This is a genomic window from Streptomyces sp. WM6386, from assembly GCF_000972385.1.
Lineage (GTDB): Bacteria > Actinomycetota > Actinomycetes > Streptomycetales > Streptomycetaceae > Streptomyces.
This window is the reverse complement of record NZ_JXTE01000010.1, coordinates 55,621-74,284: the sequence shown is the minus strand read 5'-3', so window position 1 is coordinate 74,284 and position 18,664 is coordinate 55,621. Positions and strand designations below refer to the sequence as shown.

The following is an 18,664-nucleotide window of genomic DNA, read 5'->3' as shown; positions in this document are numbered from 1 at the left end:
CGGTTCTCCTGGTGCCCTACTTGCCGGTCAGCTTCGCCAGTACCTGGTGCAGCGGTTCCGTCTCGCGGCGCTTGTACTCCTGGATCGCCCAGCCGTTTCCGTCCGGGTCCTTGAAGTACATGAAGGTGGCGCCGTCCTGCGGGGCGAACTGCACCGGCTCGCTGACGTCGAGGCCGCGCGCCGTCAGTTCGTCGTACGCCGCCTTCGCGTCCGTGACGCACAGCTGCATGCCGTGGTACGTGCCCGGCTGCGGTGTACCCGTGGGGACCTGGAGACCGTCGACCAGGGCGATGGAACAGCCCGAGCCCGGCGGGGTCAGCTGGACGATCCGTACGCCCTCCATCACCTCGCCGTCGAGGTCCACGTGGAAACCGACCTTGTCCTGATAGAACTCCTTGGCCCGATCCACGTCGGAAACCGGCAGCAGGATCACTTCGAGGGACATGTCCATGGCGTTGACTCCCTTGTCGACGTCAGTCGAACCGCCAGCGGGTCTGGCTGAACGGCTCCCCCTTACCGAAGCCGAAAACCGTGCGCGGCGCCACCGAGAAGACGAAAGCGTGCCCGGCCCCGTGGTGGAAGCTGCCGTTGCGTACCTCGAAGCGCCAGAACTCGCCGTACTTCTCCTCCCACGCGGCCGCCAGCTCCCGCAGCCGCCCGTCATCGGCGACGCGCACCGCCTCGCCCTCCACGACGAGGTCATAGCCCTCGTTCCAGGTGTTGACGCCGGTCGTCAGCACCACCTGCGGGTTCGCCGCGAGATTGCGGGCCTTGCGCTCCTCGGGACCCGTGCAGAAGTGCAGCGCGCCGCCCGACCAGACCGCGGGCAGCGGGGTCACGTGCGGGCGCCCGTCCGGCCGGACCGTGGAGATCCAGAACAGCTCGGCCAGGTTAAGGATCTTCAGCGCCTCGGACCAGTCGGTCGCGGTGGCGGTCGCCTCGCTGTAGCGGGTGTCGAGGCGGGCGTCGGGTTGTTTGTCGGACATCAGCGGCCTCCCTTCCAAGGGCAGACCCGCGGCGGATCCGGAACTCATCGGTCACAGCGTTTCCGGGTCGGGGAAGACGCGGGCCACCGCGGCCGTACGGCTCGACACCCCCAGCCTGCCGAAGGCGTTCTCCAGGTGCTTGCGGACCGTGCTCGGGGAGACCGAGAGCTGCTCGGCGATCTGCGGGGTGTTCAGGCCCCGGGCCACGCAGCGCAGGACGTCGAGCTCCCGCAGGGTCAGCCGCACGGGAGGCCTGCGCCTGCGGGCGGCCTCCTTGTAGATCTCGTACACATGGGGAGCCAGCAGCTCCAGGGTGGTCATCTCGTGCGCGGTGAACGGTTGGGAACCCGTCCGGTAGAACTGGAACACACGGGTGCGGTTCGGGGCGGTGGGCAGGGCGATGTCCGCGATGGTCGGGTGCGGGGCGAGGAACTCCGTGTAGATCGGCAGGTTCCGTAGCTCGCGCACCGACAGGAAGTCCGCCATCTGCGTCGTCTCGGGAGCGTCGTGCGGCCGGCAGACCTGCACGCACTGCAGGTGCTGGTGACGCCAGCGCCAGTACGCGTCCATCCGGCAGTCGCCGTCCGCCTCGATCGTCTCCTGGCTGTTGAGCTCCCGCCTGGTCGGGATGTCCAGCTCGCAGAAACTGGCGTCGTCGCAGGGGACCAGGCGCTGCAACCCCAGCAACAGGGACTTCGGCGGAATCCCGCCCGACAGATCCCGCCGCGCCTCCTCCAGGACATCGGCCATGCGCCGCATGTGGATTTCGGCCGTCGTCATGGGTGCCTCCCGAGGAGGGTCTCGCCTCCCGCGAACGTACTCCCGCGCCGCCCGTGAACACCGGGATTCGTCAAATGACGAATGGGCCCGGGCAGTTGACCGGAGCATCGTCGACTCAGGCAGCACTCCGGCTGCCGAAGGACACGGAGGCATCCCATGCGTTCCCACCTGCGCTCCTACGACGGTCGCGGCCACCCGCGTCCGCACCGGCCCGCCGCCCTCGCCACGGGCGCCGCCACGCTCGTCGCGGCCCTGCTCGCCACCGGCTGCCAGGCCACGACCACGAAGGCCGCCCCCGAGACCGCGCCCGAGAAGGCCGAGGCCTTCACCACCGTGCGCTTCACGCTCGGCCCCCGCGGCGGCGTCCAGTTCCACGGGGCCTCCCGTGAGGCGGTCACCGCGGCCGGGACCTACGCCGTCTCCGCGGGCCGCGCACACCCCTTCGCCCGGCCCGGCGGGCGGCTGCTGGTGGTGCTGCGGCACTGGCCCGAGGCCCGTACGGAACGGGCCTCGCGCGGGCGGGCGCCCCGGCGGCTCGTGCCGCCCGAGGAGGCCGCGGTCGAGACCGGCTTCCTGGTCGACACCGCGGACTGGGTGCGGGCCGACCTCGACGGACACCCGTTGCAGTGGCTGCGTGACGACACGATCCGCGTCGACACCACGAACGGCACCGTCGGCGACCTCAGCAGTCTCACCCTGTCCGGACCGCACGGGGGTCGGTCCGGACAGCCCGTCCCGCCGCCGGGCGACCCCGGGTGCGAGAAGCCCTCGCGACTGGTCCTCCCGTCGGTCGAGCCGGGCGCGTCCGTGACGGCCGTACTGACCCGGCTGCGCGCCCGCTGCCTCGACGTCCAGTACGCCACCCTGCCCGGCAAGGGCACTCCCGGCACCGTCCAACGGGTGTACGTCCCCCTCGCCGGCCACCCCGTCGCGGCCGCCTTCCTGCCACCCCTCGAAGGCACCACAGCCCCCGGCCGCATGCCCGGCGACAAGGTCCTCACCGACGCGTCCCGCCCGACCACGGTGGTGGTAACCCGCTGAGCCCGTCCTGGCACCCGGCGCTCGCTGCCTGGCCTCGGCGCCCGGTCGCCCTCGCTCCGGCGCGCCGTCACTCCGGCGTACGGCCACCGCTTCCTGGCCCTGAGCGGGTCGGGTGAAGTCCTCTACGGTTCGGCAGCGCCCTGAAGGGGCGCGGGGAACTGCGCGACCAGCCACGACGGCGCCGCGGACGGGTGACGGCACATCGCGGCACTTCCCGCGGAGCGCTTAGCCCGGTGCCGCGGTGCCCGGTCGCTTCCTCGCCCCCGACGTCCCGCGCCCGCGCCCGTTCCCACCCCCGACACCAGGTGCCGACCCGGCCCACCCGCTCGATCCGCCCCGGCGCTTCTCTCACCCTCTCCGGTTAGGCTCAAGCACGTGACCTTGATCGGAGGAGGCCGAGGATGACGGCGCCGGGGCGCAGGAGCAGTACCTTCAGTCGGCTGCTGCGGCACGGGTTCACCGATCCCTCGGCTGCCGAGCGGCTGCTGGACGGTCCGGAGCTGACCGCCGTACGCAATGATCCGGTGCTCCTCGAAGCCCTGGGCGCCACCGCCGACCCCGATCTCGCGCTGCACGGCCTCGTACGGCTGCTGGAGGCACAGCCCGCCCCCACCGCCCGCCGGGAGCTGCTGGACACCGTGATAGCGGCCAAGCCGTTGCGCGACCGTCTGCTAGGTGTGCTGGGGGCCTCCGCCGCGCTCGCCGAGCATCTGGCCCGGCATGCCGGGGACTGGCAGGCGCTCGTCATGTACGAACCGCGCGATCTGCACCCCGGCGTGGAGGAGTTCGAGCGCGGGCTCGCCGAGGCCGACGACCCCGTCTCCCTGCGCGTCGCCTACCGGCGCTGTCTCCTGTCCATCGCCGCCCGTGACGTGTGCGGCACCACCGACCTCGCCGAGACCGCCGCCGAGCTCGCCGACCTCGCCACCGCCACCCTGCGCGCCGCCCTCGCCATCGCCCGCGCCGCCGCCCCCGACGACGCCGCTGTGTGCCGGCTCGCGGTCATCGCGATGGGCAAGTGCGGTGGCCATGAGCTGAATTACGTGTCCGACGTCGATGTCATCTTCGTGGGGGAGGCCGTCGAGGGGGCCGACGAGGGCAAGGCCCTGCGGTCCGCCACCAAGCTCGCCTCGCACATGATGCGGATCTGCTCCGAGACGACCGTGGAGGGGTCGATCTGGCCCGTCGACGCCAACCTGCGGCCCGAGGGCCGCAACGGTCCGCTGGTGCGGACGCTCGCCAGCCACCTCGCCTACTACCAGCGCTGGGCCAAGACCTGGGAGTTCCAAGCCCTCCTCAAGGCCCGTCCGGTCGCCGGAGACATCGAACTCGGCGAGGAGTACGTCAGCGCGCTGGAACCCCTCGTCTGGAAGGCCGCCGAGCGCGAGAACTTCGTCGCCGACGTCCAGAAGATGCGGCGCCGGGTCGTCGAGAACATCCCGGTCGCCGAGATCGAGCGCGAGCTGAAGCTCGGTCCCGGTGGCCTCCGTGACGTCGAATTCGCGGTGCAGCTCCTGCAGTTGGTGCACGGCCGGGCCGACGCCTCCCTCCGCAGCGGCACCACCCTCGACGCGCTCCAGGCCCTCGCCGCCGGCGGTTATGTCGGCCGGGACGACGCCGTACAACTCGACGACGCCTACCGCTTCCTGCGCTCCATGGAGCACCGCATCCAGCTGTACCGGCTGCGGCGCACCCACCTCGTCCCCGAGGACGACGCCGACCAGCGCCGTATCGGCCGCTCTCTGGGCCTGCGCACGGATCCGGTCGCCGAGCTGAACCGCGAGTGGAAGCGGCACACCAGTGTCGTACGGCGACTGCACGAGAAGCTCTTCTACCGGCCGCTGCTCGACGCCGTCGCCCAACTCGCGTCCGGCGAGACCCGGTTGAGCCCCGAAGCCGCCCGGGAGCGGCTGGTCGCGCTCGGGTACGCCGACCCGGCCGCGGCCCTGCGGCACCTGGAGGCCCTCGCCTCCGGTGTCACCCGCAAGGCCGCGATCCAGCGAACTCTCCTTCCCGTACTGCTGGGTTGGTTCGCCGACTCCGCCGACCCGGACGCGGGCCTGCTCAACTTCCGCAAGGTGTCGGACGCGTTGGGCAAGACCCCCTGGTATCTGCGACTGCTGCGCGACGAGGGCGCCGCCGCCGAGAACCTCGCCCGCGTGCTGTCCGCCGGGCGCCTCGCCCCCGACCTGCTCATGCGCGCACCGGAAGCCGTCGCGCTGCTGGGCGACAGCGACGGCGCCGGACTCGCCCCGCGCGGCCGGGCCGGCCTGGAGCAGGAGATCCTCGCCGCGGTGCGCCGCGCGGACGGCGCCGAACAGGCGGTCACCGCGGCCCGCGGAGTACGCCGCCGCGAACTGTTCCGTACCTGCGCCGCCGACATCGTCGGCTCCTACGGCACCGAGACCCAGCCCGCCGAGGCCGACCAGGGAGCCCTGGTGGACCGGGTCGGCGGCGCCGTCTCCGACCTCAACGCGGCGACCCTCGCGGGCACCCTGCGCGCGGTGGTCCGCGACACCTGGGGCGACACCCTGCCCACCCGGTTCGCCGTCATCGGCATGGGCCGCTTCGGCGGTCACGAACTCGGCTACGGCTCCGACGCGGACGTCCTGTTCGTCCACGAGCCGCGCAACGGCGTGCCCGAGCAGTCGGCCTCCGAGGCCGCCAACAAGGTCGTCTCCGAGATGCGCCGCCTGCTGCGGCTCCCGAGCGCCGACCCGCCCCTGCTGATCGACGCGGACCTGCGCCCCGAGGGCAAGTCAGGGCCGCTCGTACGGACGTTGAAGTCGTACGAGGCGTACTACCGCCGGTGGTCGCTGGTCTGGGAGTCACAGGCGCTGTTGCGGGCCGAAGTGGTCGCCGGTGACGAGGACCTGGGGCTGCGTTTCATCGAGCTGATCGATCCGCTGCGGTATCCGGCGGAGGGGCTAGGGGACGATGCAGTACGGGAGATTCGGCGGCTGAAGGCGCGGATGGAGTCGGAGCGGTTGCCTCGCGGCGCCGACCCGAAGCTGCACACCAAACTGGGGCCGGGGGGGCTCTCCGACGTCGAGTGGGTCGTGCAGCTCATGCAGTTGCAGCACGGGTGGGCCGAGCCGGGGCTGCGGACCACGCGGACGCGGGAGGCGCTCGCCGCGGCGTGCGCCGCGGGGCTCATCGCGGGTGAGGACGCCGAGATCCTCGATGAGGCTTGGGTGTTGGCGACTCGGGTGCGGAATGCGGTGATGCTGGTTCGGGGGCGGGCCGGGGACACGTTTCCTTCTGATCCGCGTGAACTTGCCGCGGTGGGGCGGTACTTGGGGTATGGGCCTGGGCATGTGGGGGACATGCTGGACGACTATCGGCGTACGGGACGGCGGGCTCGGGCCGTGGTGGAGACGCTGTTCTACGGGGCGTGAGCTCCGGTTTTCGGCCGCGGCGCCGTCGTGGTTGCTCGCGCCCGCGCGGCGGTAGCCGCAGATTCAACACAGCCCCGCGCCCCTGTGGGGCGCGTCATGGCCACGCCCGCCAGCACGACGACCATGCCTACCAGCACCCGGATCCCGACCTGTTCGTCCAATAGCAGCGCGCCCAGCGCCACCGACACCACCGGCAGCAAGTAGCCCACCGTCGCCGCCGTCGTCGCGCCCTCGTCCGCGATCAGGCGGTAGTTGAGGTAGAAGGTCACGCCCGTGCCCAGGACGCCCAGGGCGGTCACCGCGAGGAGGGCGGTCATGTCGGCGTCGACCGGGCCCGCGACCGGAAGGGCAAGCGTCGTCCAACCCGTCGCCATGAGCAGTTGCGCCGCGGACATCGCCATCGGCGCCTGCTTGTCCGTGAGTTTGCGGGCCATGTACGCGAACGCCACGGCATAGCTCGCCGCGGCCCCCAGCAGGGCCGGCGCGCTCCAGCTCAGCAGGCCCGACTGATCCCAGGGGGCGAAGATCAGGACCGTACCGGCGAAGCCCAGAAAGAGACCGGCGAGGCGTACGGGGCGCAGGCCGCGGTCGGTGCCGAGAAGCAGGCCGATCAGCAGCGACCACAGGGGCGTTGTCGCGTTCAGCACGCCCGCGATACCCGAGTCGAGGCTCTGCTCACCCACCGCGAACAGGGCGAAGGGGATGGCGTTGCAGAACAGCGCGGCCACGACCAGATGACCCCAGGTGGCCCGTGAGCGGGGCAGTCGCTGACCGGCCGAGCGGGCCAGTACCAGCAGGGTCGCCGTGCCCAGCGCGCAGCGGACGATGGTGATCTGCGCGGGGGAGAGGCCGTGGTTGAGGGCGAGTTTGATCCAGAGGAACCCCGAGCCCCACAGGAGGGCGAGGACGGCCATGCGGAGCGTGGAGGCGGGAGACATGCCTCTACGGTCCGGGACCTAACGCGTGAGGACAAGTGAAGAGTTCTGGATGAGTTGTTAAGCTGTGCTACATGTTGGATGTGCGTCGGATGCAGGTGTTGCGGGCCGTGGTGAGCAGCGGGTCGGTGACGGGGGCGGCGACGGTGCTGGGCTACACGCCCTCCGCCGTGAGCCAGCAGATCGCCGCGCTGGAGAAGGAGGCGCGGACGGATCTGCTGGAACGGGTCGGGAGAGGGGTGCGCCCCACGGCGGCGGGGCTGCTCCTGACCGAGTACGCGGACACGATCAGCCGCCAGGTCGCCGAGGCGGAGACCGCCCTGGCGGATCTGCTCGCGGGGCGGACGGGCCGGCTGTCGGTGCGGTACTTCGCGACGGCGGGCGCGTCCCTGGTCGCCCCGGCGGTCGCCCGGCTGCGGACGGAGCATCCCGGCGTACAGATCGAGCTGAAGCTCATCGACCCCGAGGACCCGCTGCCTGACGTGCGCGAGGGCCGGGCGGATCTGGCGCTGGTGGTGGGGCCACGAGCCTCCGGCCAGGACGGCGTCCGGTTCCTGCACCTGCTGGACGACCCCTACCTCGCGGTACTTCCCGAGGGCCACCCCCTGGCGCATGCCGAAGTGCTGGAGATGTCCGACCTCGCGGAGGAACCCTGGGTCGGCAGCGAATGGCCAGGACCCTGCCTCGACGCCCAGCTCACCGCCTGCGAGACGGCGGGGTTCCGGCCGCGCTTCGTGGTCGAGAGCGAGGACTACGTCACCGCTCAGGGGTTCGTCGCGGCGGGGCTCGGGGTGAGCCTCATCCCCCGGCTCGGGCTGGGGGTCGGCGTGCGGCCGGGAGTGGTGGTACGGGAACTGCGGAGCCCGCAGCCCGCCCGCTCGATCTACGCGGCGCTGCGCGAGACGGCTCCGCCCCAGCCGGCGCTACGGGCGTTCATCGCGGCGATGCGGGCTGCGGCCGGGGCTGCTTGAGGGCCACCGCGGGCACCAGTTGCGGCAAGCGGTACGGCAGAGCGCCGTACCAGAGCCGTGCCACCGTGAAGCCGAAGGTCAGGCACAGGATGCCGCCCACCGCGTCGAGCCAGAAGTGGTTGGCGGTGGCGACGATGACCACGAGGGTGGCCGTCGGGTAGAGCAGGCCCAGGACGCGCACCCAGGGCACCGACGCCAGCGCGAAGATCGTCAGGCCGCACCACAGGGACCAGCCGATGTGCATGGACGGCATCGCGGCGTACTGGTTCGACATGTTCTTGAGGTCGCCGGAGGCCATCGAGCCCCATGTCTGGTGGACCATGACCGTGTCGATGAAGTCGCCGCCGTTCATCAGGCGGGGCGGGGCCAGCGGATACAGGTAGTAACCGACAAGGGCCACGCCGGTCGTCGCGAACAGCGCCATGCGCGTCGCCGCGTAACGGCCGGGATGACTGCGGAAGAGCCACACCAGGACACCGAGCGTCACCACGAAGTGCAGCGTCGCGTAGTAGTAGTTCATGCCCACGATCAGCCAAGTCACGGAATTCACCGCGTGGTTGACCGACTCCTCGACCGCGATCCCCAGGTCGTGCTCGACCCGCCAGATCCAGTCGGCATTGCGCAGCGCCTCGGCCCGCTGCTCCGGGACCGCGTTGCGGATCAGTGAGTAGGTCCAGTAACTCACAGCGATCAGCAGGATCTCGAACCAGAGGCGGGGGCGGCGCGGGGTGCGCAGTCGGCGCAGGAAGCCCGGCCTCGTATCGGCCGCGACAGGCTGGGAAACGGCCTCTTCGCGGCCTTCCAGTGTCGTCACGGTCGAATCACCCATGGACACAGAGTCTGCCAGAAAAGCCCTTGCCCCCAGATCATCCCTCGGTCCTGTCCGGGACGCATGTCCTACGGCGGGACGACTCCCCGGCCTCCTACCAGCGCAGGGGGGCAGAACCCCGGATTCTCCGCCTTAGGGACGATTACGGTCCCCAGGGGCCGAAGCGGTCGAACCGCGCACCACCAGCTCCGGCATGAACACGAACTCACTGTGCGGAGCGGGCGTCCCGCCGATCTCCTCGAGCAGCGTGCGCACCGCGGCCTGGCCCATCGCCGGCACCGGCTTGCGGACCGTGGTGAGCGGCGGGTCGGTGAAGGCGATCAGCGGGGAGTCGTCGAAGCCGACCACCGAGATGTCCTTCGGCACGTCCAGACCGAGCTGCCGGGCCGCCCGTATCGCACCCAGCGCCATCATGTCGCTGGCGCACACCACCGCCGTGCAGTTGCGCGAGATCAGCGCCGTGGCGGCCGCCTGACCGCCCTCCAGGGTGTAGAGCGAGTGCTGGACGAGCTCCGTCTCGACCGTCTCCGCGGTCAGGCCCAGCTGGTCCTGCATCGCGCGGACGAAGCCGTCGATCTTGCGCTGGACGGGCACGAACCGCTTGGGACCCAGCGCCAGGCCGATCCTCGTGTGCCCCAGCGAGATCAGATGCGTCACCGCGAGCGTCATCGCCGCTCGGTCGTCGGGGGAGATGAAGGGCGCCTGCACCTTCGGCGAGAAGCCGTCCACGAGGACGAACGGCACACCCTGGCCGCGCAGCTGCTCGTAGCGCTGCATGTCGGCGGAGGTGTCCGCGTGCAGCCCGGAGACGAAGATGATGCCGGCCACGCCCCGGTCGACGAGCATCTCGGTGAGCTCGTCCTCGGTGGAGCCGCCCGGGGTCTGCGTGGCGAGGACGGGGGTGTAGCCCTGCCGCGTCAGCGCCTGCCCGATGACCTGGGCCAGTGCCGGGAATATGGGGTTCTCCAGCTCCGGCGTTATCAGGCCCACCAGACCCTCGCTGCGCTGCCGCAGACGCACCGGGCGTTCATATCCGAGCACGTCGAGTGCGGCCAGCACGGACTGGCGGGTGGTGGAGGCGACGCCGGGCTTCCCGTTGAGGACGCGGCTGACAGTCGCTTCACTGACCCCCGCCTGTGCAGCGATGTCGGCAAGCCGTGTGGTCACAGGGTGGGACTGTACCGGCCGTATCTGCCCTTGCACACCAATGGGACGTCGCGAGCGGCCTGTTGGCCGGCCGGGTCCGGGTTGCTGCGTCATCGCGCTCCCTCGTGAAAGTGATGGCAAGAGCTTGCAGAGTCTTGCACAACCCGTCCTGTGCCGCCCCACCGCCGGAAACAAGCGTCTCACGGCAGTTGCCGACAGGTCACGCGCGGATAACTTCGACGATGCCTTGCACTTTTTTGCTGCAAGACCTTTCGCCACGCTTACATCGCTGTTACGTTCGGCGACGCCCGGCGGCCGCAACGGCGCAGTCGGACAGCGGCAGGGACGGCGGACGGGACCGCCACCTGCGCAAGCAGGGCGGCAGACGGGGCCATCCCTGCACACACGGGCTTTCACCCTCAAGGAGAACTCATGCGGCGTGGCATAGCGGCCACCGCGCTGGTGGCGTCCCTCGCCCTCACGGCGACGGCCTGCAACGGCGACAGCGACAGTGGCAGCGACTCGAGCGGTCCGGTCACCATCACGTGGTGGGACACCTCCAACGCCACCAATGAGGCGCCGACCTACAAGGCCCTCATCAAGGAGTTCGAGGCCGCCAACAAGGACGTCAAGGTCAAGTACGTCAACGTCCCCTTCGACCAGGCGCAGAACAAGTTCGACACCGCCGCCGGCGCCTCGGGCGCCCCGGACGTGCTGCGCTCCGAGGTCGGCTGGACCCCCGCCTTCGCCAAGAAGGGCTTCTTCCTGCCGCTGGACGGCACCGAGGCACTCGCCGACCAGAGCAAGTTCAAGTCCAACCTGATCGAGCAGGCCAAGTACGAGGGCAAGACGTACGGCGTCCCGATCGTCACGGACACGCTCGCCCTTGTGTACAACAAGGAGCTCTTCGAGAAGGCCGGCGTCGAGGCGCCGGGGACCTGGGACGACCTGAAGAAGGCCGCCGCCACGGTCAAGGACAAGACCGGCGTCGACGGCTACTGGGGCTCCACCCAGGCCTACTACGCCCAGTCCTTCCTCTACGGCGAGGGCACCGACACCGTCGACGCCGACGCCAAGAAGATCACCGTCAACTCGGACGCCGCGAACAAGGCGTACGGCACCTGGCTGAGCCTCTTCTCCGGCAAGGGCCTGCACAAGGCCGACACCACCGCCGACGCCTACGCCCACATCCAGGACGCCTTCGTCAACGGCAAGGTCGCCGCGATCATCCAGGGCCCGTGGGAGATCACCAACTTCTACAAGGGCGCCGCGTTCAAGGACAAGGCCAACCTCGGCATCGCCACCGTCCCGGCCGGCGGAGCCGGCAAGGCGGGCGCCCCGACCGGCGGCCACAACCTCTCGGTCTACGCCGGCTCCGACGCCGCCCACCAGAAGGCCTCGCTGAAGTTCCTCAACTTCATGACCTCCGCGAAGTCCCAGGCGACCATCGCCCTGAAGAACTCCACGCTGCCCACCCGTGACGACGCCTACACCACCGAGGTCAAGGCCGACCCGGGCATCGCCGGCTACGGCACGGTCCTCTCCGCCGCCCAGCCGCGCCCGGCGCTGCCCGAGTACAGCTCCCTGTGGGGCCCGCTGGACACCGAGCTGCCCAAGATCGCCGGCGGCAAGGAGTCCCTGGACAAGGGTCTGAGCAACGCCGAGACCGCGATCGCCAAGCTGGTCCCGGACTTCTCCAAGTAAGCCCCGAGCGGCCGCCGGATCCCCCGGTTCATGGGGGGAGGGATCCGGCGGCCATCGGCCTGTGAGCCGTACACCCCTTGAACTCCCAGAAGGTGTCGAACCATGACAGTCGCCATCGACCGCGCGACCGGCAAACGCCGCGGTGACCGCGGGCAACGCCCCGGTCTGGGCCAGCGCCTGAGGCACGGATACCAGAAGCACTGGTACGCGTACGCGATGATCGCCCCGGTGGCGGTCGTGCTCGGTGTCCTCGTGCTGTACCCCCTGGTGTACGGCCTCTACCTCACGCTCACCGACGCCAACAGCCTCAACACGGCGCGGCAGATCGGCGTCAACCACATCGACGCCACCTACCAGTTCATCGGCCTCGACAACTACGCCGACATCCTCTGGGGCGACACCGCGTACGACCGCTTCTGGTCGCACTTCATCTGGACGATCGTCTGGACGGCGGCCTGCGTGGCCCTGCACTACGGCATCGGCCTCGGCCTCGCCCTGCTGCTCAACCAGAAGCTGCGCGGCCGCACCTTCTACCGGCTGGTCCTGGTCCTGCCGTGGGCCGTACCGACCTTCGTCACCGTGTTCGGCTGGCGGTTCATGCTCGCCGACGGCGGCGTCATCAACAGCTTCCTGGAGACCCTCCATCTGCCGACACCGCTGTGGCTGGAGGACACCTTCTGGCAGCGGTTCGCCGCGATCATGGTCAACACCTGGTGCGGTGTGCCGTTCATGATGGTCTCGCTGCTCGGCGGCCTCCAGTCCATCGACGCCTCGCTCTACGAGGCCGCAGAGATGGACGGCGCGGGCGCCTGGCAGCGGTTCCGGTACGTCACGCTGCCGGGCCTCAGGTCCGTCAGCTCCACCGTCGTACTGCTCGGCGTCATCTGGACCTTCAACCAGTTCGCCATCATCTTCCTGCTGTTCGGCAACACCGCCCCGGACGCCCAGATCCTGGTCACCTGGGCGTACTACCTCGGCTTCGGACAGCAGCCGCGTGACTTCGCCCAGTCGGCCGCCTACGGCATCCTGCTGCTGGCCATCCTGATCGTCTTCACCTCCTTCTACCGCCGCTGGCTGAACCGCAACGACCAGCAGCTCGCGATCTGAGGCAGGAGTCACCATGAGTACCTCAACCCCCTCCGACATCAAGGCGGACCGTCCGGTGACCCCGCAGGTCCTCGAAGCCTCCCGGCTGCGCAAGGGCCGCGGACGCGAGCAGCGCAGCCTCGTCGGCTCCCTCGCCTCCCACGGCATCCTGACCGTCGCGAGCCTGATCGCGCTGTTCCCGATCGCCTGGCTGGTCTATCTCTCCCTCGGCCCGGACAAGGACGACTACCTCCACCCGGGCGGCATCTGGGACAAGATGACGCTGGACAACTACTCGTTCGTCCTGGAGCACACGAACTTCTTCGACTGGCTGAAGAGCTCGCTGATCGTCTCCCTCGGCACCACCGTCATCGGTGTGTTCGCGGCGGCCACCACCGGCTACGCGGTCTCCCGCATGCGGTTCCCCGGCTACCGGAAGTTCATGTGGGTGCTACTGGTCACCCAGATGTTCCCGATAGCCGTACTCATCGTGCCGATGTACCAGATCCTGTCGGAACTCCAGCTCATCGACAGCTACCTTGGGCTCGTCCTCGTCTACTGCGCGACCGCGGTGCCCTACAGTGCCTGGCTGCTGAAGGGCTACTTCGACACCATCCCGTTCGAGATAGACGAGGCGGGACGCGTCGACGGGCTGACCCCCTTCGGCACGTTCTTCCGGCTGATCCTGCCGCTCGCCAAGCCGGGTCTGGCGGTCGCCGCGTTCTACAACTTCATCACCGCCTTCGGTGAGGTCGCCTTCGCCACCACGTTCATGCTCGACGACCAGAAGTACACGCTCGCCGTCGGCCTGCAGAGCTTTGTCAGTGAGCACGACGCGCAGCGGAACCTGATGACGGCGGCGGCGGTGTTGATCGCGATACCGGTGTCGGCGTTCTTCTATCTCGTGCAGAAGAACCTGGTGACCGGCCTCACCGCCGGCGGCACGAAGGGCTGACCGCCGATCGAGCCGCGATGGCCGTCTGTTGTCCGACGGCTTCGTCGTGGCTGATCGCGCAGTTCCCCGCGCCCCTTCGGGGCGCGGGTGGCGGCCGCGGTGGCCATCCGACCCCGCTGTCACCGCGGCCGCCTCCATCACCCGCCCCCGTACCCCCACCTGACCCGATGACTCCTCCCCCACTCTCGACTCCGCTCGAGCGGGGGGACCCCCACCGCAAGGACGCCATGAGCCAGCAGCACACTGCCGACCCGGCCCCGACCTCCGCCGTAGCCACCGTCGCCCGGCACCGCGACTGGTGGCGGGACGCGGTGATCTACCAGGTCTATCCGCGCAGCTTCGCCGACAGCAACGGCGACGGCATGGGCGATCTGGAAGGCGTACGCTCCCGACTCCCGTATCTGCGCGACCTCGGCGTGGACGCCGTGTGGCTCAGCCCCTTCTACGCCTCCCCGCAGGCCGACGCCGGCTACGACGTCGCCGACTACCGGGCCGTGGACCCCATGTTCGGCAACCTGCTCGACGCGGACGCCCTGATCCGCGACGCGCACGAACTGAACCTGCGGATCATCGTCGACCTGGTCCCCAACCACTCCTCGGACCAGCACGAGTGGTTCAAGCGGGCCCTGCGCGAAGGCCCCGGTTCGGCCCTGCGGGACCGCTACCACTTCCGCCCCGGCAAGGGGGAGAGCGGCGAACTCCCGCCCAACGACTGGGAGTCGATCTTCGGCGGCCCGGCGTGGACGCGGGTCACCGAACCGGACGGCTCGCCGGGCGAGTGGTACCTGCACCTCTTCGCCCCGGAGCAGCCCGACTTCAACTGGGAACACCCGGCGGTCGGCGACGAGTTCCGCTCCATCCTGCGCTTCTGGCTGGACATGGGCGTCGACGGTTTCCGCATCGACGTGGCGCACGGCATGGTGAAGGCGGAGGGTCTCCCGGACCTCGGCGACCACGAGCAGCTGAAGCTGCTGGGCAACGATGTCATGCCGTTCTTCGACCAGGACGGCGTGCACGACATCTACCGCCAGTGGCGGACGATCCTCGACGAGTACTCCGGAAATGGAAGGGGGCCCGAAGGGCCTTCCTCAGAAGGGCGGTGGCGGGAGACGGGCGGGCGCATCTTCGTGGCCGAGGCATGGACACCGACGGTCGAGCGGACCGCCAACTACGTCCGCCCGGACGAGCTCCACCAGGCCTTCAACTTCCAGTACCTGGGCACCGCGTGGGACGCGACGGAACTCCGCGAGGTGGTGGACCGCACGCTGGAGGCGATGGCCCCGGTGGGCGCACCGGCGACATGGGTGCTGTCCAACCACGATGTGACCCGCCACGCGACCCGCTTCGCCAACCCGCCCGGCCTCGGCACCCAGATCCGCACGGCGGGCGACCGGGAGCTGGGCCTGCGCAGGGCCAGGGCGGCAACGCTGCTCATGCTGGCGCTGCCGGGCTCGGCATACGTCTACCAGGGCGAGGAACTGGGCCTCCCGGACGTAGTGGATCTGTCCGACGACGTCCGCCAGGACCCGGCGTACTTCCGCGGCGCCGGCCAGGACGGCTTCCGCGACGGCTGCCGGGTGCCGATCCCGTGGACGCGGGAGGGTTCGTCGTACGGCTTCGGCGCGGGCGGCAGCTGGCTGCCCCAGCCGGCGAGCTGGGCCGAGCTGAGCGTGGAGGCCCAGACGGGCGTGCCGGGCTCGACGCTGGAGCTGTACCGCAGGGCACTGGGTCTGCGCCGCTCCCAGCCGGACCTGGGCGCCGGCGAGTCGGTGGAGTGGCTCCGCGCCCCCGAGGGCGTACTCGCCTTCCGCCGCGGCGACTTCGTCTGCGTCGCCAACACCGGCGGCGAGTCGGTCACGACCCCGTCCTACGGCCGTGTCCTGCTCACCAGCGGTGAGATCGCGGAGGCGGACGGCGAGACGAAGGTCCCCTCGGACACGACGGTGTGGTGGACGACGGCCTGACGGTCGTTCCCCGGAGAGGGCCCGCTGCCTGTTGAGGCGGCGGGCTCTCTCCTGTGGGGGTGCCGTAGCGTCACCGCCTGTGGAGATCACATGGGCGATATGGGGCCACGCGCGGGGCAAGGCCGACATCGAGCGTCTCTACCAGCTCTGGGACGAGGACGCGTACGAGGCGGTCGAGGCCGGGGCCAGGGAGCTCGAGGCGAAAGCGGGGCGCCTGCACAGACGTTCCCGGCGTCTGACCCTGGGGCAGTTCGCGAGGTTCATGGCCACAGGTGCGGCGTGTGCCCATGGGCGCGGGGCGCGGGTGCTGAACGAGATGGATGCGCTCGCGGCGGAGCTGAACGGGACGGCGGGACCGTATCGGCTGCTCCTGCTGGGTGTGCGGAGGAACCGCCTGGTCGTCCTCAACGCCGAGCGGCGGCACAGCGAGGCCGAGGCGGAAGGGTCGGCCGTGCTGCGCGAACTGACTCGGCTCAAGCATCTGATGTCGGTGCAGAGTGTCGAGTTGTCCGTGCTGGCCACGCTTGTCGACGCGCTGTGCGGGCAGGCCCGCCATGAGGAGGCCGAGACCATCGCGCGGGGGAACCTGCCCCGCGCTGAACGACGTGCGCTCGCCGCCCTGCACTGCGGCCTGGTCGAAAGCCTCAACGGCCAAGGGCGTCTCGACGAAGCGCTCACCGAGGCACGTCGATTCGCCCCGCCCCGGGTCCGGGAGCAGACCGGAAGACTGGACATGGGCACGGCCGCCGCCCTGCACGGCCTGGGACGCCGAAGCGAGGCGGAAGCGGCGGCGCGTCAGGCACTGGCCGACTGCGAGCGGCTTCTCCATCCGGAGCACCCGCGCCTGCGGCAGGCCCGCACGCTGCTGGCCGAGATCGAAGAGGCCGCTCACTGAAATCGCCGGCGTCATTGACGGCTCCGAGTTGGAAGGGGCGGCATTCAACAACTCGTGAGCGTGGCGGAGTTGAGAAGGGCACGTCAAGGGTGTGGTTGAAAGTTCTTTCTGTGAGTTTCAAGCCCCTTGCTGTAAACCTTTCGTTAGCGGTACGTTCTCGCCGGCGCCGGGCAAGGACGCCTGGCCGTCACGCAAGGAGCCCCCACGTGATATCGAGATGGTCCGCAACCGCCGGCGCCGCGGCCACCGCGCTCGCCACCGCGGCCGCCGTCCTGGCCCCCACGACCGCCGCCGCCTCCCCGCCCGGCACCAAGGACGTCACGGCCGTCCTCTTCGAGTGGAACTTCGCCTCGGTCGCCAAGGAGTGCACCAACACGCTCGGCCCCGCCGGCTACGGCTATGTCCAGGTCTCCCCGCCCGCCGAGCACATCCAGGGCTCGCAGTGGTGGACCTCGTACCAGCCCGTGAGCTACAAGATCGCCGGGCGTCTCGGTGACGCCACCGCCTTCCGGAACATGGTGACCACCTGCCACAACGCGGGCGTGAAGGTCGTCGTCGACACCGTCATCAACCACATGTCGGCGGGCAGCGGCACCGGCACCGGCGGCTCGTCGTACACGAAGTACAACTACCCCGGCCTGTACTCCTCGTACGACTTCGACGACTGCACGTCGACCATCAGCGACTACACCAACCGCGCCAACGTCCAGAACTGCGAACTCGTCGGCCTCGCCGACCTGGACACCGGCGAGGAGTACGTCCGCTCCGCCATCGCCGGGTACATGAACACGCTGCTCGGCTACGGCGTCGACGGCTTCCGCATCGACGCGGCCAAGCACATCCCGGCCACCGACCTCGCCAACATCAAGTCGCGGCTCTCCAACACCTCGGTCTACTGGAAGCAGGAGGCCATCTACGGCAGCGGAGAGGCCGTCCAGCCCACCGAGTACACCGGCAACGGGGACGTGCAGGAGTTCCGTTACGCCTACGACCTCAAGCGTGTCTTCAACAACGAGAACCTCGCCTACCTGAAGAACTACGGTGAGGGCTGGGGCTATATGAGCAGCTCGGTCTCCGGTGTCTTCGTCGACAACCACGACACCGAGCGCAACGGCTCCACGCTCAACTACAAGGACGGGGCGAACTACACCCTCGCCAACGTCTTCATGCTCGCCTACCCGTACGGCGCCCCGGACATCAACTCCGGCTACGAGTGGTCCAGCACGGACGCCGGTCCGCCCAACAGCGGCTCGGTGACGGCCTGCTGGCAGGACGGCTGGAAGTGCCAGCACGCCTGGCCGGAGATCCTCCGCATGGTCGCCTTCCGCAACGCGACCCGCGGTGAGTCGGTCACCAACTGGTGGGACAACGGCGGCGACGCGATCGCCTTCGGCCGGGGCGGCAAGGGCTATGTCGCCATCAACCACGAGTCGAGCAGCCTGAGCCGTACGTACCAGACCTCGCTGAGCGCCGGGACGTACTGCAACGTGCAGAACAACACGACGGTGACCGTCAACTCCAGCGGCCAGTTCACCGCCACCCTCGGCGCCAACACCGCGCTCGCGATCTACACCGGCAAGGCCGGCTGCTGAACCGCTCCACCCTCAGGACGGCCATCCCCGCCACGTCGCAGGGGTGGCCGTCCGAGTATCTCGATGTACATGATCCGGCCGTACACCACGTCGAGGATCAGATCGCCCCTCGAGGGCACCAGCGGTACGCAGCGATGGCCCGGTCCGTAGGGCTGTCCGCCCGGATGCTCCGCGGTCCGGATGCTCTGGCAGTAGTCGTCGCCGCAGCCGCACTCGCCGACCATCCGGACGTCCCATACGCAGATGGCCAGCCAGTGTTCCCCCTCCTCCGTCAGGAGGGCGGCCAGTTCGGCGACGAGCTCCGGGTAGAGGTCGCGAACGAGGGGCGGTTCCTGCTCCATGGGGGGACGATAGCCAGGGGTGGCCGCGTGGGGCGATCGAT

16 protein-coding genes are annotated in these 18,664 nt (G+C 69.9%); 9 read left to right on the top strand and 7 right to left on the bottom strand.

Annotated elements, in window-relative coordinates; translation table 11 throughout:
* Positions 1-16 precede the first annotated feature (16 nt).
* From TN53_RS08705 to TN53_RS08695, 3 genes are read right to left on the bottom strand one after another with little or no spacing between them, the layout of a single operon-like run.
* The gene (locus TN53_RS08705) at positions 17-451 is read right to left on the bottom strand and encodes a VOC family protein (protein ID WP_046257837.1); all 435 of its coding nucleotides are present in this window, start codon (positions 449-451) and stop codon (positions 17-19) included.
* 22 nt (positions 452-473) lie between these two features.
* Positions 474-986 (bottom strand): pyridoxamine 5'-phosphate oxidase family protein, encoded by a 513-nt coding sequence (locus TN53_RS08700; RefSeq protein WP_046257836.1) that lies wholly within the window; start codon positions 984-986, stop codon positions 474-476.
* Positions 987-1,037: 51 nt separating this feature from the next.
* Positions 1,038-1,766: a response regulator transcription factor gene (locus TN53_RS08695; protein WP_046257835.1), complete on the bottom strand. Its 729-nt coding sequence runs from the start codon at positions 1,764-1,766 to the stop codon at positions 1,038-1,040.
* Between the two features lie 156 nt (positions 1,767-1,922).
* Here TN53_RS08695 and TN53_RS08690 point away from each other — a divergent pair, with 156 nt between their 5' ends.
* Entirely contained in the window at positions 1,923-2,807 is an 885-nt protein-coding gene (locus tag TN53_RS08690) for a hypothetical protein (RefSeq protein ID WP_046257834.1), read from the top strand.
* 401 nt (positions 2,808-3,208) lie between these two features.
* Positions 3,209-6,205, top strand: coding sequence for a bifunctional [glutamine synthetase] adenylyltransferase/[glutamine synthetase]-adenylyl-L-tyrosine phosphorylase (locus TN53_RS08685; RefSeq protein ID WP_046257833.1), 2,997 nt, complete (start codon positions 3,209-3,211; stop codon positions 6,203-6,205).
* Here the strand turns inward: TN53_RS08685 and TN53_RS08680 are convergent.
* Positions 6,193-7,143: a DMT family transporter gene (locus TN53_RS08680; RefSeq protein ID WP_046257832.1), complete on the bottom strand. Its 951-nt coding sequence runs from the start codon at positions 7,141-7,143 to the stop codon at positions 6,193-6,195. The two genes, TN53_RS08685 and TN53_RS08680, sit on opposite strands and share 13 nt — an antisense overlap.
* Positions 7,144-7,214: 71 nt before the next feature.
* On the opposite strand from TN53_RS08680, the gene TN53_RS08675 reads away from it, so the two are divergent.
* Positions 7,215-8,111, top strand: a complete 897-nt coding sequence (locus tag TN53_RS08675; RefSeq protein ID WP_046257831.1) for a LysR family transcriptional regulator — start codon at positions 7,215-7,217, stop codon at positions 8,109-8,111.
* On the opposite strand, the gene TN53_RS08670 is transcribed toward TN53_RS08675, so the two are convergent.
* On the bottom strand, positions 8,074-8,940 hold the full coding sequence (locus TN53_RS08670) for a phosphatase PAP2 family protein (protein ID WP_046257909.1): 867 nt from the start codon (positions 8,938-8,940) through the stop codon (positions 8,074-8,076). The genes TN53_RS08675 and TN53_RS08670 overlap by 38 nt on opposite strands.
* A gap of 132 nt (positions 8,941-9,072) precedes the next feature.
* Positions 9,073-10,107, bottom strand: a complete 1,035-nt coding sequence (locus TN53_RS08665) for a LacI family DNA-binding transcriptional regulator (RefSeq protein ID WP_046257830.1) — start codon at positions 10,105-10,107, stop codon at positions 9,073-9,075.
* A gap of 411 nt (positions 10,108-10,518) precedes the next feature.
* Between TN53_RS08665 and TN53_RS08660 the strand changes: the two genes are divergently transcribed.
* The 6 genes from TN53_RS08660 to TN53_RS08635 all read left to right on the top strand — a co-directional run bounded on the left by TN53_RS08660 (position 10,519) and on the right by TN53_RS08635 (position 18,282).
* Positions 10,519-11,790: an extracellular solute-binding protein gene (locus TN53_RS08660; protein WP_046257829.1), complete on the top strand. Its 1,272-nt coding sequence runs from the start codon at positions 10,519-10,521 to the stop codon at positions 11,788-11,790.
* 102 nt (positions 11,791-11,892) lie between these two features.
* Entirely contained in the window at positions 11,893-12,897 is a 1,005-nt protein-coding gene (locus TN53_RS08655; RefSeq protein ID WP_046257828.1) for a carbohydrate ABC transporter permease, read from the top strand.
* 13 nt (positions 12,898-12,910) lie between these two features.
* Positions 12,911-13,831 carry a sugar ABC transporter permease gene (locus TN53_RS08650; protein ID WP_046257827.1) on the top strand — a complete coding sequence of 307 codons (921 nt, stop codon included), beginning with the start codon at positions 12,911-12,913 and terminating at the stop codon, positions 13,829-13,831.
* Positions 13,832-14,058: 227 nt separating this feature from the next.
* Complete coding sequence (locus TN53_RS08645; RefSeq protein WP_046257826.1) at positions 14,059-15,795, top strand: glycoside hydrolase family 13 protein; 1,737 nt, start codon at positions 14,059-14,061, stop codon at positions 15,793-15,795.
* Between the two features lie 79 nt (positions 15,796-15,874).
* Positions 15,875-16,690, top strand: coding sequence for a tetratricopeptide repeat protein (locus tag TN53_RS08640; RefSeq protein WP_095046375.1), 816 nt, complete (start codon positions 15,875-15,877; stop codon positions 16,688-16,690).
* A gap of 206 nt (positions 16,691-16,896) precedes the next feature.
* Positions 16,897-18,282 (top strand): alpha-amylase, encoded by a 1,386-nt coding sequence (locus TN53_RS08635; RefSeq protein ID WP_046257825.1) that lies wholly within the window; start codon positions 16,897-16,899, stop codon positions 18,280-18,282.
* Here the strand turns inward: TN53_RS08635 and TN53_RS08630 are convergent.
* Positions 18,258-18,623 (bottom strand): hypothetical protein, encoded by a 366-nt coding sequence (locus TN53_RS08630; protein WP_046257824.1) that lies wholly within the window; start codon positions 18,621-18,623, stop codon positions 18,258-18,260. The two genes, TN53_RS08635 and TN53_RS08630, sit on opposite strands and share 25 nt — an antisense overlap.
* Positions 18,624-18,664 lie beyond the last annotated feature (41 nt).

What these genes read in the sequence shown, in the direction of transcription:
- TN53_RS08705 (WP_046257837.1), bottom strand. Translation starts at nt 451, where the DNA reads ATGGACATGTCCCTCGAAGTGATCCTGCTGCCGGTTTCCGACGTGGAT.
- TN53_RS08700 (WP_046257836.1), bottom strand. Translation starts at nt 986, where the DNA reads ATGTCCGACAAACAACCCGACGCCCGCCTCGACACCCGCTACAGCGAG.
- TN53_RS08695 (WP_046257835.1), bottom strand. Translation starts at nt 1,766, where the DNA reads ATGACGACGGCCGAAATCCACATGCGGCGCATGGCCGATGTCCTGGAG.
- TN53_RS08690 (WP_046257834.1), top strand. Translation starts at nt 1,923, where the DNA reads ATGCGTTCCCACCTGCGCTCCTACGACGGTCGCGGCCACCCGCGTCCG.
- TN53_RS08685 (WP_046257833.1), top strand. Translation starts at nt 3,209, where the DNA reads ATGACGGCGCCGGGGCGCAGGAGCAGTACCTTCAGTCGGCTGCTGCGG.
- TN53_RS08680 (WP_046257832.1), bottom strand. Translation starts at nt 7,143, where the DNA reads ATGTCTCCCGCCTCCACGCTCCGCATGGCCGTCCTCGCCCTCCTGTGG.
- TN53_RS08675 (WP_046257831.1), top strand. Translation starts at nt 7,215, where the DNA reads ATGTTGGATGTGCGTCGGATGCAGGTGTTGCGGGCCGTGGTGAGCAGC.
- TN53_RS08670 (WP_046257909.1), bottom strand. Translation starts at nt 8,940, where the DNA reads ATGGGTGATTCGACCGTGACGACACTGGAAGGCCGCGAAGAGGCCGTT.
- TN53_RS08660 (WP_046257829.1), top strand. Translation starts at nt 10,519, where the DNA reads ATGCGGCGTGGCATAGCGGCCACCGCGCTGGTGGCGTCCCTCGCCCTC.
- TN53_RS08655 (WP_046257828.1), top strand. Translation starts at nt 11,893, where the DNA reads ATGACAGTCGCCATCGACCGCGCGACCGGCAAACGCCGCGGTGACCGC.
- TN53_RS08650 (WP_046257827.1), top strand. Translation starts at nt 12,911, where the DNA reads ATGAGTACCTCAACCCCCTCCGACATCAAGGCGGACCGTCCGGTGACC.
- TN53_RS08645 (WP_046257826.1), top strand. Translation starts at nt 14,059, where the DNA reads ATGAGCCAGCAGCACACTGCCGACCCGGCCCCGACCTCCGCCGTAGCC.
- TN53_RS08630 (WP_046257824.1), bottom strand. Translation starts at nt 18,623, where the DNA reads ATGGAGCAGGAACCGCCCCTCGTTCGCGACCTCTACCCGGAGCTCGTC.